The sequence below is a fragment of the Chromobacterium sp. INPA-IVC genome (assembly GCF_059047085.1).
Window position 1 is genome coordinate 331,756 of the sequence record NZ_JBTNLS010000007.1, and the last position, 14,717, is coordinate 346,472.

Here is a 14,717-nt window from a genome sequence, read left to right on the forward strand (position 1 = left end):
GCCGCAGCCCATCTCATCGGATGAGGCTATGGGGCGCGCGGCTCGCGCCGGATCGCGCTCCGGCGTTGCGGTTGGTCTACGCAGCCGCATCGATGGTCTTGATGCCATGGCAGCGGTGCAGTTCGCTCAGGATATAGATCCCGATCTTGGGGCTCCATCCCGTGTCCAGCAAATCCAGCAAGGCGTCCACGCGGTGGATCCCGCCGTCATTGATCTTGGCGATGAATGGGATCAGGCAGGCAAAGTACCTGAATTCGACTTTATGGCCTCGCGTGTAGATATACATCTTTTCGGTCGAGATGGATTCGCGCAGCAAAATCTTGTACGGCTTTTCTATCTGAATCCGGTCTTGCAACGCGAGGTTGGCGCGGTCCTCCCGCGGGAAAGGCGCGTTTCTGTATCCGGCATTGCTATGCACGCAATAGCGCCAGTCCTGATAGATTTTCCTGAGCAGTTCGCTATAGCTCAATTGCTTGTACTCATCGGCTACCTGGTATTTTTCGATGATGTGGTCAATCCCGCTGGTGTCGTCGAGCGGAGTGGTGTCGTATTGGAAATCATCGGTGGCTTCAACGGGGATCTGCTTGATGATGCGTTGATGCAAATGTTTCGCCAGATGGTCATCGGTATGGTTGTAGCGCCAGATAGTGATGCCGATGGATAGACCATCCTGCTGGCCGATATGGTAAGTGCCTTCCGGCATGTAATAGATATCGCCGCTTTCGAATTGATACTCTTCCGCGTACGGCCGTAGTTCATTGAAATTTTTCTTGGTAAAACCATGCGTCGCCAGAAGATCTAGATACTGTTTGGGATCCCAGACATACATGGTTTTTCCGGCGGGGCCAAGATGGAAGTGCATGACGCTCTCCCCTCTTTTATCCTGATGTATGCCAAGAGGGGTCTTGTCGTAGTTGCCGACGAAAATAGTGAATTGAGCGCCGCCGCGCGGATATCCCACCTTCTCGAAAAATGGTGATAGGGCGACAGCTATTTCATTTGTCAATGCCAGATCGAATTTTTCGCCGGAATTAAGAATGATGCCGAATTTACTGCCATCAAATGCGCGTTCTGCCCATTGTTCCAATGTCTCTGAATCTTGGGGGGCAAGTTCGAAGAAATTTTCCATCTGTTCAAAGTCAAGCTGTTTGCCTTCAACATAAACTCGATAGCCAAACTGGGTGGTTTTCAGTCGGCCAAGTTGGGATAAAATGTTCAGCACGCTTTTTTTGTATGATTCTATTTTGTCTTGGCTGATGGCATTTTTTATTATGGCCGGCTTGTTAAGACTATCTGTTTGAGCAATGAATCTTTCCCACCAGGCGCTGCCGAATTCTGCAATGTGAGATTTTTGTTCGGATTCAGTCACTTTAGTCTTTCCCAGGGTGAGTGGCATCTATACTGCCGACAATTGCCGAATGGTAGAAAGCAAGCGCGATATAAAATTTCATATCGCAACTTGCTTTCAAGTGCTGGAATCGGCTGAGCGGCTCAGGCGATTCCTCGCATTGCTGCATTAGTCTTGTTGTTGCTCCTGCTGTTGCTCCACTACGTTATCCGTACGGCCGCCGGAGACGGTGATCTCTTCGGCCGGGGTCAGGACCTGAATGCCCAGAAACTCTTTGATTTCATCTTCTTGGGTGAGGTCAGCGACTTGCTTTTGGTTATACATGGTTTTTCCTCTAGTGATGTGAGTGGTTATTACGGACAACTTCTCCATTACTACCGCATCTGTCCAAGCAAATGATGCCCGAACAAATTTTTGAATCGTTTTCCAGTTTGGCGACATCGCAGGGCGATTCAGCTGAGAGGCGTATAGCGAGGTCATGTCAGTAGGCATGACTAATTTGAGGCGTAGTGGCGTTTTCATTAAATGTCATTGTCATTAGTTTTTCAAGTAAAAAACTATCTTTCAGTACATTCGGATGTGATTTTGCCCGTGCGGGACGGCGTTACCCATATCGCCCCCAGCAGATGGCTGGGGGCCTCTTCCGCGTGGCGCCAGGGCAGTCGGCGTGACTCGGTGGCGCCTGCAGCGTGGCCCGGTTTTCCAATGCGCCTGGGCGGGCTGGCGATGCGCGGGGCTAGCTGGCCGCCGCTAGTTCCGTCTGCTTATTACGTTTCCGTTTGCGCATCCAATAGTTCAGCACCAGCCGTTCCTGCAGGTTGAGTTTGAACGCGGGACAGCCGTTTTCGCCGTGGTACCAGTGCTTTGCGCAGCCTCCGCCGCAGACGGGAAACAATGGACAGCCAGGACAGGGGGAGATGCCAGTCTGGATGTCGGTGTACCACTCGCGGGTGACGGCCTTGTCGTTGCGGACCTGATCGATGCTGCGGATGTGGCCGATCTTGTACTTGGGCGAGTCGTACTTGGGCGTGTACGGAAACTCGTAGCAGGGGTAGATATTGCCGTAGGCGTCATAGACTTCCGCATCCGGCAGCACCACCATGCAAGGGGCGTGGGTGCGGGCGGGCAGGATGCGGTTGAATTCGAAGCCCCGCCGGATCGCGTGCAGCATCCAGTCGATTTCCAGCGCGGCGAAATCGGCCGCCGTCAGGCTGTCGCGATCCGCGTGGTTGCCGCCCCAGTCCATCACTGGATGGAAGTCCAGTGATACCTGGCGCTCGGACAGCCCCCGCTCCGCCAGCAGGTCGATCAGCTCGACCACCTTGTGGTGGTTGTTGCGGTTGATGTTGACCCGGACCGTGATGCCGCTGCCGTTGGCGGCGAATTCCGGCATGCCGGTCACGTCCATCAGATTGCGCAGGATGATGTCGAAACTGCCGCCGCCGGCCTTGATCGGCCGCATCAGGTCGTGGGTCTGCCCTATGCCGTCCAGTGTGATCTGGAAGTGGTTGACCCGCTGCCTTTGCAGCCTCAGATAGATGTCGGGCTTCAGGCTGAGGCCGTTGGTGATCATCGACGCGAAAAAGCGGACGCCGGTTTGCTCGCAGCGCTCGATCAGCGGGCCGCTGATATCCTCGATCTGCTTCACCGCCAGAATAGGCTCGCCGCCGTACCAGCTGATCGCCAATTGCCGGTAGTGCTTGCGCTGGAGGGTATTCAGGATGCGGCTGGCGATGAGGGCGGCGATGTCGTCGTCCAGATTCTTTTTGACATGCTGCTGGCCGCAATATACGCAGCCGAGCTGGCAGTTTGCCGTGGGTTGCAGGGTGAGGGTGAGGGTGTCGGTTTCGCGCAGCTTCTGCCGGTTTTTTTCCAGCAGATCCAGGAATTCGTCGCTTGTCGGCGCCACCAGCACCTCGTCGTCCTGCAACTGCCGCAGCGTTCCTTCGTCGATGAGGTCGTATTCACCGGCGCGCAGATGCTGGTAAACCTTTTCTTTAACCAGCAATGACTTGCCGGTCCGGCTGGCGAACAGCAGGCGCGAGGGGGCGGGGTGATTGTCGGGACTGATGATGTCCGAGGCGATCAGATAGCGGGATAGAACGTACTCGCCATGCATGCTTGTCTCCTTGCCCGCCTGAATGGGGCGCGATAGACCCGGAGCGCCCCGACGCCGGAGCGAAGGGGTGCTTGCGCCGTGCGGCCAGCCGCAGCTCAGGCTTTGGAGGTGCTGCCAGAGGTGTTGTAGCTGCCACAGTGCGTATAGTCGGTGCACTGCGGAGGCTCGAATGTTTGTTGTCCGCCGGAAATGGATTCCAGATCGGGTTCGGCGATTTCGCCCATGGCGTCGTCGGCATCGTCGCGAAGCTCGTCCAGCGCGTTTTGCAGAGCTTGATTTTTCATAAGTTTCTCCTGAGGGTGCGGGCCGCTAGTTTTACGACGTCAAGCCCGGGGGCGGTCGTATCCAGGCCGTCCTCCTCCGCCGGGATGGAGTATCATGGACATTCAAATCAATGACAGTGCACTATTGGACTGCATGAATGGGCGCACAACTCGGTCAATTACGAATGCGGGTAAGCATGGAGTAGGGTTGAGATTGTCTGTATCCCGCAACAAGGCTGAAAGCCTTGCGTGGCCAGGAGATGCTTGGTCTGGGCGCCGGGAGCCATCCCAAATGCCGGACATTAATCTGTCCTAATGGACAGTGTGGCGCGCATGGCGAGAGTGATGGGAATTTAAAGAAAACAGTAGCTTGCCGAATTTTAAGCGCCTCGGCGGCGTGGAAGACGCCGTCATGGCCTTCGATTAATGCTATCGTCCCGTCCTCTTCTCCGTGAAATGCCTTCGGCATTGACGAGGGAGCGATGAATCATCTGCATGCGCTGCGCGGCATGCCCACTGAAGGCGTCCTATCCGTGCCACTTTTTCGCTCAGCCGCCCTCTCCCACGCTGCCGACCGGCGTTATGGCCGTATCGTGCTGCTGCGGCCCGCCAGCTTCGCCTGGCTGACCGGCGTGTTCGCGCTGATCGCCGTCGCCATCGTCCTGTTCTTTTCCCTGGCCAGCTATACCCGCAAGGCGCAGGTGTCGGGCGTGCTGCTGCCCAGCCAGGGGCTGATTCGGGTGCAGCCGGCGCAATCCGGGGTGGTGGCGGAGGTGAAGGTGCGCGAGGGTCAGCAGGTGCGGGCCGGGGATGTGCTGTTCGTGCTCGGCAACGAGCGCGAGAGCGCCACCCGCGGCGACGCCGGGCGCGAGATCACCGCGCTGCTGCAATCGCGGCGCGACAGCCTGGCCGGCGACCAGGCGATGCTGCGCATGCAAGCCAGGCAGAAACAGGAAACACTGCGGCGCAAGGCGGACGACCTGGCGCGCGAGCTGCAGCGGATGGACGAGCAGATCGGCCTGCAGCGGCGGCGGGTGGCGCTGGCCGAGGACACGCTGCAGCGCAACCGCAAGCTGCTGGCGTCGCAGTTCATCTCCACCGCCGCGCTGCAGGACAAGCAGGCGGAGGTGATCGACCAGCAGACCAAGCTGGCCGACCTGCAGCGCGGCCGCGCCGCCTTGCAGAGCGACCACGACACGGCCTTGTCCGATCTGGGCGACTTGCAGTTGCAAGCCCGGCGCGACGAGGCGGCGGCGCAGCGCGGCATGGCGGAGCTGGAGCAGGATCTGACCGAGAACGAAGCCAAGCGCAAGCTGCTGGTGCGCGCGCCGCAGGCTGGCATGGTCAGCGGCATCGCCGCCCAGGCCGGCCAGACCGTGGCGTCCGGACAGACGCTGGCCAATCTGTCGCCGGCCGGATCGCCTCTGGAGGCGGAGCTGTACGCGCCGTCGCGCGCCGCCGGCTTCGTCAAGCCCGGCATGGCGGTGTTGATCCGCTACCAGGCTTATCCCTACCAGAAGTTCGGCCAGTTCCAGGGCACGGTGCGCGAGGTGTCGCGCAGCGCGCTGCGGCCGGAGGAGCTGTATTTGCCCGGCGGCCAGGGCGGCTCCGGCGAGCAGCTGTACCGGGTGAGGGTGAGGTTGCAGCGCCAGAGCGTCACCACCTACGGCCAGGCGCAGCCGCTGAAGGCCGGCATGGCGCTGGACGCCAGCGTGCTGCTGGAACGGCGCAAGCTGTACGAATGGGTGCTGGAGCCGCTCTACAGCATCAGCGGAAAGGTGTGAGATGAGCCATCAGCAACCGACCTTGCGATTCTGGGGCCGCCGCCGGCTGCCGCTGCTGTTGCAGACCGAGGCCGCCGAGTGCGGACTGGCCAGTCTGGCGATGGTGGCCGGCTATTGGGGCCACCGCATCGATCTGGCCAATATGCGCCGCCGTTTTTCGGTGTCGCTGAAGGGCAGCACGCTGAAGAGCCTGATCGCGATGGCGCAGGGCCTGGGTCTGGCGTCCCGGCCGCTGAAGCTGGAGCTGGAGCATCTGCCGCAGCTGAAGCTGCCTTGCGTGCTGCATTGGGACATGAACCATTTCGTGGTGTTGAAACAGGTGTCGGCGCGCCACATCGTGATCCACGATCCGGCGGTGGGCGAGCGCAAGATGAGCCTGGACGAGGCGTCCAAGCATTTCACCGGCGTGGCGCTGGAGTTGACGCCGGACGCCTCGTTCCGCAAGGCGGAGGAAAAGCTGCAGTTCAGCCTGCTGTCGCTGATGGGCCGGGTGGACGGCCTGGGCGCCGGGCTGTTCCAACTGCTGATGCTGGGCCTGGCGTTGCAGGTGTGCGCGCTGGCCGCGCCGTTCTATCTGCAGTGGGTGGTGGACGAGGCGCTGGTGGCGGCCGACCGCGACCTGATCACCGTGCTGGGCATCGGCTTCCTGCTGCTGGTGCTGCTGCAGACGCTGATAGGCGCGGTGCGTTCCTGGGCGACGACGGCGCTGGCCACCAGCCTCAATTTCCAGTGGCTGGGCAACGCCTTCGCCCACTTGATGCGCCTGCCGCTGCCGTGGTTCGAGAAGCGCCATCTGGGCGACATCACCTCGCGCTTCGGCTCGATCCAGACCATCCAGAAAAGCCTGACCACCCAGTTCGTCGAGGGGGTGATAGACGGTTTGCTGGTGATCGCCACGCTGATCGTGATGCTGCTGTACAGCGCGCCGCTGGCGGCGGTGAGTCTGATCGCGGTGGTGCTGTACGCGTTGCTGCGCTGGGGCATCTTCCGCGCGTTGCGCGAGGCCACCGCCGAGCAGATCATCCACGCTTCGCGGCAGAGCACCCATTTCATCGAGTCGGCGCGCGGCGCGCAGAGCGTGCGGCTGTTCGGCCGCCAGGAGGAACGCCGCATAGGCTGGATGAACGCGCTGGCCGAGCAGTTCAACGCCGACCTGCGCATCGCCCGGCTCAGCCTGTCGTTCCAGACCGCCAACGCGCTGCTGTTCAACGCCGAGCGGGTGATCGTGGTGTGGCTGGCGGCGCTGGCGGTGATGGACGGACGTTTCTCGGTGGGCATGTTGTTCGCCTTCCTCAGCTACAAGGACCAGTTCAGCCAACGCATCGCGGCGCTGATCGACAAGCTGTTCGAGCTGCGCATGCTGCGGCTGCACGGCGAGCGCGTCGCCGACATCCTGCTGACCGAGCCGGAGCCGGAGCTGAACGACGTCGAGATCGACCCGGCCCACGTCCAGCCGGCGATCGAGTTGCGCAACGTCTCTTTCCGTTATTCCGACAGCGAGCCCTATGTGCTGCGCGAGCTGAGCCTGGCGATTCCGGCCGGCCAGTGTCTGGCCGTCACCGGCGCCTCCGGCTGCGGCAAGACCACGCTGCTGAAGCTGGTTCTGGGCCTGATGGAACCGACCGAAGGCGAGGTGCTGGTGGGCGGCGTGCCGCTCAGGCAGCTGGGCCTGGGCAATTACCGCCAGATGCTGGGCACGGTGATGCAGGACGATCTGCTGTTCTCCGGCTCCATCGCCGACAACATCTGCTTCTTCGACCCGCAGCCGGATCAGGAGCGCATTCGCCGTTGCGCCGGCTTCGCCGCCATCCACGACGAAATCATGGCGATGCCGATGAATTACAACACCTTGGTCGGCGACATCGGCTCCGGCCTGTCCGGCGGCCAGAAGCAGCGGATGCTGCTGGCGCGCGCGCTGTACAAGCAGCCACGGTTGTTGGTGCTGGATGAAGCCACCAGCCACCTGGACGTATGGAACGAGCAACTGGTCAACGCCGCGGTGCGGGATATCGACATGACGCGCATTTTGGTGGCCCACCGGCCGGAAACCATCGCCATGGCCGAGCGGGTGGTGGTGCTGGAACAGGGGCGCATCGTCCAGGATTCTCCGGCGGCGGCCGCCGCGGAACAGCGGGCGGCGAGGGCGGGCGGGCCGGCGATCATGTAGAATGACCGCGCCCGGCGGCACCCGCAGACGCTCCGCCGCGCATCCCCATATTCCGCGGCGCGGCCCGCGCCGCCAGACAAGGAAAACCTCATGTCCCGCAATCTGGAACTGTTCGAACGTGGCAAGCAAGTGATCCCCGGCGGCGTCAACTCGCCAGTGCGCGCCTTTGGCCAAGTCGGCGGCACGCCGCGCTTCGTCGCCCGCGCCGAGGGGGCCTATTTCTGGGACGCCGACGGCAAACAGTATCTGGATTATGTCGGTTCCTGGGGCCCGGCCATCGTCGGCCACGCCCACCCGGACGTGGTGAAGGCGGTGCAGGAAGCGGCCGCCGGCGGCTTGTCCTTCGGCGCGCCGACCGAGGGCGAAGTGGTGATCGCCGAGGAGATCTGCAAGCTGCTGCCGTCCGTCGAGCAAGTGCGGCTGGTGTCGTCCGGCACCGAGGCGACCATGACCGCGATCCGTCTGGCGCGCGGCTTCACCGGCCGCGACTTGATCGTCAAGTTCGAGGGCTGCTATCACGGCCATTCCGACAGCTTGCTGGTCAAGGCCGGCTCGGGCCTGCTGACCTTCGGCAACCCGTCGTCAGGCGGCGTGCCGGCCGACTTCACCAAGCACACGCTGGTGCTGCAATACAACGACGTGGAGCAACTGTCCCGCACCTTCGCCGAAATCGGCGACAAGATCGCCTGCGTGATCCTGGAGCCGATCGCCGGCAATATGAATCTGATCCAGCCGTCGCGCGAATTCGTCCAGGCGCTGCGCAGCCTGACCGACAAGCACGGCGCGGTGCTGATCTACGACGAAGTGATGACCGGCTTCCGCGTGGCCAAGGGCTGCGCCCAGGGCCTGCACGGCGTCACGCCGGACCTGACCACGCTGGGCAAGGTGGTGGGAGGCGGCATGCCGCTGGCGGCCTTCGGCGGCCGCGCCGACATCATGGGCAAGATCGCGCCGCTGGGCACCGTCTACCAGGCCGGCACCCTGTCCGGCAATCCGCTGTCCGTCGCCGCCGGCATGGCTACGCTGAAGCTGATCCAGCAGCCGGGCTTCTATGAAACGCTGGGCAACCGCACCGCGCGCCTGGCCCAGGGGCTGGCGGAAGAGGCCCAGAAGGCCGGCGTCACGCTGTCCACCGACAGCGTCGGCGGCATGTTCGGCTTCTATTTCAGCGACAAGGCGCCCAAGTCGTATGCCGAGGCTACCGGCTGCGACATCGAACGCTTCAAGCGCTTCTTCCACGCGATGCTGGACGAGGGCATCTACTTCGCGCCGTCCGCCTACGAGGCCGGCTTCGTCTCCGCCGCGCATAGCGATGAAATGATCGAGCAAACCCTCGCCGCCGCCGGCAGGGCCTTCGCGCGCATCTGAACACTTAGCGGCAGGTAAAGCACAAGGGAGCTTCGGCTCCCTTTTTTCATTGCGCTGGAAAAAACGAGGCGAGTTGGTAATATTGCCCCGAATGAAAAAAAGATTCGGACCCGATGGGTCTGCGGGACATTGCGGCAGTGAAGGGGATGTGGATGGAAAGGAAGACCAGGCTGCGCCTGGCCGGCGGCGGCGTCGCGCTGGCGGCCGCGATCCTGGCCGGAGGTTTGCTGCTGCGAGGCGGCGATCAGGTCAAAGTGGAGAGATTGGCGCTGACGGATGCATCCGCGCGGAGGCTGGCGGCAGGCATCATGAACCGCGCTTACGGCAGCGAGCAGCGCGATCCGCAGCGGGACTGCTGGCATTACCTGCGCGAGGACGGCGGCGATTACTGCCTGCGGCCAGTAGCGCTGGACCGCGTCGCCGCCGGCCGCGAGCGGCGGCTGTATTTGCTGGCCAGCGGCAGTAAAGAGGGCGCGAGCGACGAAGACCTGAGCGGTCTGGTCGGCGCCTTCGTCGCCGACGCCGATACCCTGGCGCCTATCGCCGGCAGCCGCGAGCTGGATTTCCTCAATCGCCGCGCCGCCGGTCCCGACCAGGCGCAGCTGCTGCGCTTGTCCCGCGATGGCTATATGGGCTGGTTCGCTGCCGGACGCGATGCAACCGAGGATTTTCCGCAGTTCTACGCGCCCAAGGACGACCAAGTGGTGGCCATCGGCGGAGAGGTGTTCGGCCGCGACGCCAATACCGTCGCCGGGCTGAAGTTCGCCTACCAGCTCGACAGCGCCCGGGGCGAGGCCGCGGCCTATCCCTTGTCGGCGATCGTCCGCGACGGCAAGGACAAGCAGCTGGCCAGCTTTGATTTCCGCTTCGACCGCCGCCGTTGGGAATATGTCTGCGCCGATGTCGACTGCCGGGTGCGCGCAGGCTTGCCGACGCGGCCGGAGCGCGAGGCGCAGGCCCAGGGGCCGGACACGCCGGCGGCCGATGCCAACGAGGCTTTATTCGGCAAGGGGCGCAAGCTGTCGGATGTCGATCTGCAAGATGTATTGGCCCAGCTGGATATGCGTTATGTCTCGCAGGATGGCGAGGCGGGATTCGTCGGTCCGAACGGTTGCGACGATCCTTACCCCTTGAATGGCCATTTTGAACGAGACGGCGGACAAGAGCAGTTATGGGTGCGCGGCGGCAATGGCTGCACCTCGGGCGCGGCCGGCGCTTCCGTCTGGGTCTTCGTCCGCGACGGCGGGGGCCGCCTGCGCGCCAATCTGGGCATGCCGGCCGCCCAGGTGCGCCGCACCCGGGACGTGTCGGCGGGCGTGCATGATCTGCGCGTGGGCTCGGCGGGCTTTTGCGACCGCTTGTGGCGCTGGAACGGCAAGGCCTTCGTCCATCTGCTGAACATCCCCACCCAGGCCGGTGGCTGCGACGGCGGCAGCGCCTAGCACACGGGAACGGCGGCCGAGGCCGCCGTTTTCGCATCCGGCTTTGCAGCGCGCCCCGAATCCGGCAACATCGGCCCCACCTCCCGTTCCTCGATGCGCGATGACTGAACCGCAACCCTCTTCCCGCCTGATCTGGCGCTTGCGCCTGGCCGACTCCGGCGCCCAGCTGCAGCCCTTGCTGCAAACCGCTGGTCCCGATGGCTGGAGCCGCGGCCGCGCCTGTTCGCTGTCCGGCCTGCTGCACGACCAGGCCGAGGCGGTGCGGCCGCACGACCTGCCGCTGTTGCGCCAGCTGCTGGCCTTGCTGGAGAGGCACGACGGCGACGCCGGCCTGATCGACGCCGCGCCGCTGTTGCCGGCCTTGATCGATCATCCGCTGCTGTTCGACGCCGACGCGCCGGCGCGGCGCATCCGCGTCGAGGCCGGCCAAGCGGCGCTGCAGATGGAGCGGGTAGGCGCGGAGTTGCGGCTGAAGCTGCTGCCGGAAGGCCTGGCCGGCTGCGGCGGCGCTTTGTGGCAGCGGCCGCAGCCGGAGCGGCTGCTGGTCTACCAGCTGACCGACGAGCTGAAAGCGCTGGCCGATCTGGTCGGCCACGGCCTGGCCGTGCCGTGGCAGGCGCGGCAGCGGGTGCTGGAGGCGATACGCGACGTCGCGCCCGGCTTGCCGCTGGTGGACGCCAGCCCGGCTTTCGATCCGGAACTGCCCAGCGCGGCGGCCGATCCAGCTTTGTACGCCCTGCTGACCCGTCAGCCGGAGGGCTTGCGCTTGCAGTTGAAGGTCAAGCCGCATCCGGCCGCCGCCTGGAGCGCGGCGGGCCGCGGCGCGGCCGGACTGGTGCTGGATATCGATGGCGAGTACCGCCAATTCGTCCGCGATCTGGCCGATGAGGCCGCCCGGCTGTGCGCGCTGCGCGAGGCCTGCCCGGCGATAGGACGCGGCCAGCGCGACGGCGACGGCTGGCTGTTTTCAGACCAGCATTCGGCCTTGTCGCTGCTGGCGCAATTGCAGGCGGCCGGCGAGGCGCGCGCCGTCTGCCTGTGGCCGCATGGCGACAAGATCCGTCTGGCGGCCGCCGACGGCATGCCGCAGCTCAAGTTGAAAGTGAAGCGGCGCGGCGGCTGGCTGCAGGCCGACGGCGAGCTGGAGCTGGACGACGGCCGCATCCTGACCTTGCGCCATCTGCTGGCGGCGCTGGCCAGCCAGAAGGGCAAGTATCTGCAACTGTCCGACGGCGACTGGCTGATGCTGTCCGGCAGCCTGGGCGAGCGGCTCGGCGAGCTGGCCCGCCTGGTCGACCACGCCGGCCCGGATGGATTGGCGATCAGTCCGCTGGCCGGCCCGCGCCTGCAGGCGCTGGGCGAGGACGCCGGGCAATTCGATGGCGACGACGGCTGGCAGCGACAGGCGGCGCGCTGGCGCGAGGCGGCTGTTTTCGATCCCGAGGTCCCGGCGACGCTGAACGCCACGCTGCGGCCTTACCAGCTGCAAGGCTTTGCCTGGATGGCGCGGCTGGCGCACTGGGGCATGGGGGCGTGCCTCGCCGACGACATGGGCCTGGGCAAGACGGTGCAGACCTTGTCCTTGCTGCTGACTCGCGCCCATCTGGGCCCGCAGCTAGCGGTGGCGCCGACCTCGGTGGCGCTGAACTGGATGGCCGAGGCCGCCCGCTTCGCGCCCAGCCTGCGCTTGCGCGCCTACCACCAGCAGCGCCGGCTGGACGACGTCGGGCCGGGAGACTTGGTGATTGTCAGCTACGGGCTGTTGCAGCGCGAGGCCGAAGCGTTTTGCGACGTGCATTGGGCGTCGGCGGTGTTGGACGAGGCGCAGGCGATCAAGAACCCGCAAAGCCAGCGCGCCCAAGTGGCGCAGAGCCTGCGCGCCGACTTCCGCCTGGCCGCCAGCGGCACGCCGGTGGAAAACCATCTGGGCGAGCTGTGGAGCCTGTTCCGCTTCATCGCGCCTGGGCTGCTCGGCAATCTGGCGCAGTTCGAGCAGCGCTACGCCCAGCCGATCGCCGACGGCGACGAAACCGCGCGCGCGCAGCTGAAAGCGTTGATCCAGCCCTATCTGCTCCGCCGCACCAAGCGCGAGGTGCTGACCGAGCTGCCGCCCAAGACCGAGACCACGCGCTTGATCGAATTGTCCGAGCAGGAGCGCCACGTCTACGAAGCGATGCGGCAGGAGGCCCTGGCCCGGGTGGCGGAGGCCGATCCGGCCGCTGGCGGCCAGAGCATGCAGGCGCTGGCGGAACTGACCCGGTTGCGCCGCTTCTGCTGCCATCCCAAGCTGGTACAGCCCGACAGCGCGCTGCCGGCCAGCAAGCTGGCGGCCTTCGCCGAGATCTGCGAGGAGCTGCTGGACAATGGGCACAAGGCGCTGGTGTTCAGCCAGTTCGTCGACCACCTGGCGCTGGCGGCCGAGCATCTGAAGCAGCAAGGCGTCCGCTTCCATTATCTGGACGGCAGCACGCCGACCAAGCAGCGCAAGGCCAGCATGGACGCGTTCCAGGCCGGCGACGGCGACATGTTCCTGATCAGCCTGAAGGCCGGCGGCACCGGCCTCAACCTCACCGCCGCCGATTACGTGATCCATCTGGATCCATGGTGGAATCCGGCGGTGGAGGACCAGGCATCCGACCGCGCCTACCGCATGGGCCAGCAGCGGCCGGTGACGGTGTACCGGCTGGTGGCGGCCGGCACCATCGAAGAAAAGATCGTCGAGCTGCACCGCGACAAGCGGGCATTGGCCGACAGCCTGCTGGCCGGCGGCGACGCCAGCGCCAGGCTGGACGGCGAGGCGTTGCTGGCCTTGCTGCGCGGCGATGTCCGGTAATGGGACAATTGCCTGTTTACAATTGAATTGGCATGATGGCAGCCATCTTCATGACACCAAGGTTGCATCATGTCGCGTTACTCCCTATTGGCCGGCGCTGTGCTGCTGGCCGCTTCCTGGCCCGCGTTGGCGGATCCCTCCATCGGCAATAACGGCTCGCAAACCATAGGCATGGGGGCCTTGTCCATCCTGGCCGCGCCGGTGGTGAGCGTGGGCGGCGCGTCGCAGGGCCATGGCGAATCGGCATTGGGCCCGGTGCTGGCGGTGACCGGCAGCGCCTATGTGATCGCCGGCATCGTCCAGGGCGTGGGCGACGTGGCGGAACTGACGCTGGACTCGGTGCAGGGCGGCGCCAAGCTGCTGGTCAAGGTTTCCGGCTCCGCGGTGAAGGCGTCCGGCGCGGCGGTCGGCGCTTCGGTGCAGGTGACCGCCACCGCCAGCGGCACGCTGCTGGTGGCCTCGGGCAAGGTGTTGGCCTTCATTCCCAACAAGGTGGGCGAGGCGCTGCTGGAGCACTCGAGGATTCCGGGATGAAGCCGGCGCGCTTGCTTGCCGCGCTCGCGCTGACGCTGCCGGCTTTGGCCGTCGCCGGCCAGAGCTGCGAGGAGAAGCCGCTGACGCCGGAGACTTTCCGCATGGCGATGCAGACCGCGCAGAAAGTGCAGCAGCGGCTGGACCAGCTGGGCAGCGACGTGGTGGTGCTGGGCCGGATGGGCCAGGACCTCAGCCAGTACAATCTGCGCTACACCCATGCCGGCATCGTCTATCGCACCGAGCCGGACCGCCGCTGGCGGGTGGCGCATCTGCTGAACGATTGCGGCACCGACCGCTCCGAGCTGTGGTACGAAGGCCTGGGCAATTTCTTCCTCGACGACATGTTCCGTTTCGACTCGGTGGCGCTGGTGCCGCCGCCCCAGGTGGCGTCGCGGCTGCTGGAGCGGCTGAACCAGCCGGCCAAGCTGCGCGAGCTGCACACCGCGCATTACAACCTGCTGGCCTACCCGTACTCCACCCGTTACGAGAATTCCAACGTCTGGGTGTTGGAGCAACTGGTGGCGGCGGAAAGCCACGAGACGGCGATACGCAGCCGCGAGCAGGCACAGATGTGGCTGAAGCTGAACGGCTACCAGCCCACCGAGCTCAAGCTGGGGCCGATGACCCGGCTGGGCGGCCGCATGTTCAAGGCCAATGTCGCCTTCGACGACCACCCTAACGAACTGCGTTTCGCCGATCGCATCCAGACGGTATCGGTCGACTCCATCATCCAGTTTCTCGACGCGCGCGAGGAAGGCTGGAAGGTGGAGGAGATCGCCGGCGCGCAAGCGCGCCGCTACTGAGTCCGGCGCTTTCGCCAAACGGCCCCGCGGGGCCGTTTTCGTTTCCGGCGCGCCCG

Annotated in this window: 11 protein-coding genes; 7 read left to right on the forward strand and 4 right to left on the reverse strand. The window is 64.5% G+C overall.

Annotated features, from left to right (window positions below):
- Positions 1 to 76: 76 nt before the first annotated feature.
- From ACX17K_RS15355 to ACX17K_RS15370, 4 genes are all read right to left on the reverse strand, one after another.
- On the reverse strand, positions 77 to 1,396 hold the full coding sequence (locus ACX17K_RS15355; protein ID WP_493775490.1) for a hypothetical protein: 1,320 nt from the start codon (positions 1,394 to 1,396) through the stop codon (positions 77 to 79).
- A 120-nt stretch (positions 1,397 to 1,516) separates the two neighbouring features.
- Entirely contained in the window at positions 1,517 to 1,870 is a 354-nt protein-coding gene (locus ACX17K_RS15360; RefSeq protein WP_493775491.1) for a hypothetical protein, read from the reverse strand.
- Between the two features lie 214 nt (positions 1,871 to 2,084).
- Positions 2,085 to 3,467 carry a radical SAM protein gene (locus tag ACX17K_RS15365; RefSeq protein WP_493775492.1) on the reverse strand — a complete coding sequence of 461 codons (1,383 nt, stop codon included), beginning with the start codon at positions 3,465 to 3,467 and terminating at the stop codon, positions 2,085 to 2,087.
- 95 nt (positions 3,468 to 3,562) lie between these two features.
- The gene (locus ACX17K_RS15370) at positions 3,563 to 3,751 is read right to left on the reverse strand and encodes a hypothetical protein (RefSeq protein ID WP_493775493.1); all 189 of its coding nucleotides are present in this window, start codon (positions 3,749 to 3,751) and stop codon (positions 3,563 to 3,565) included.
- Positions 3,752 to 4,212: 461 nt separating this feature from the next.
- Here ACX17K_RS15370 and ACX17K_RS15375 point away from each other — a divergent pair, with 461 nt between their 5' ends.
- The 7 genes from ACX17K_RS15375 to ACX17K_RS15405 all read left to right on the forward strand — a co-directional run bounded on the left by ACX17K_RS15375 (position 4,213) and on the right by ACX17K_RS15405 (position 14,661).
- Positions 4,213 to 5,514, forward strand: a complete 1,302-nt coding sequence (locus ACX17K_RS15375) for an HlyD family secretion protein (RefSeq protein ID WP_493775494.1) — start codon at positions 4,213 to 4,215, stop codon at positions 5,512 to 5,514.
- 1 nt (position 5,515) lies between these two features.
- Positions 5,516 to 7,681, forward strand: a complete 2,166-nt coding sequence (locus tag ACX17K_RS15380; protein ID WP_493775495.1) for a peptidase domain-containing ABC transporter — start codon at positions 5,516 to 5,518, stop codon at positions 7,679 to 7,681.
- Between the two features lie 90 nt (positions 7,682 to 7,771).
- Positions 7,772 to 9,049, forward strand: coding sequence for a glutamate-1-semialdehyde 2,1-aminomutase (gene hemL, locus ACX17K_RS15385; RefSeq protein WP_493775496.1), 1,278 nt, complete (start codon positions 7,772 to 7,774; stop codon positions 9,047 to 9,049).
- A 152-nt stretch (positions 9,050 to 9,201) separates the two neighbouring features.
- Positions 9,202 to 10,491, forward strand: coding sequence for a hypothetical protein (locus ACX17K_RS15390; protein ID WP_493775497.1), 1,290 nt, complete (start codon positions 9,202 to 9,204; stop codon positions 10,489 to 10,491).
- Positions 10,492 to 10,591: 100 nt separating this feature from the next.
- Complete coding sequence (locus ACX17K_RS15395; RefSeq protein WP_493775498.1) at positions 10,592 to 13,324, forward strand: DEAD/DEAH box helicase; 2,733 nt, start codon at positions 10,592 to 10,594, stop codon at positions 13,322 to 13,324.
- Between the two features lie 69 nt (positions 13,325 to 13,393).
- Entirely contained in the window at positions 13,394 to 13,858 is a 465-nt protein-coding gene (locus ACX17K_RS15400; RefSeq protein ID WP_158677473.1) for a hypothetical protein, read from the forward strand.
- Complete coding sequence (locus tag ACX17K_RS15405; RefSeq protein ID WP_493775499.1) at positions 13,855 to 14,661, forward strand: DUF2145 domain-containing protein; 807 nt, start codon at positions 13,855 to 13,857, stop codon at positions 14,659 to 14,661. Before ACX17K_RS15400 ends, ACX17K_RS15405 begins: the two co-directional genes overlap by 4 nt.
- Positions 14,662 to 14,717: the final 56 nt, after the last annotated feature.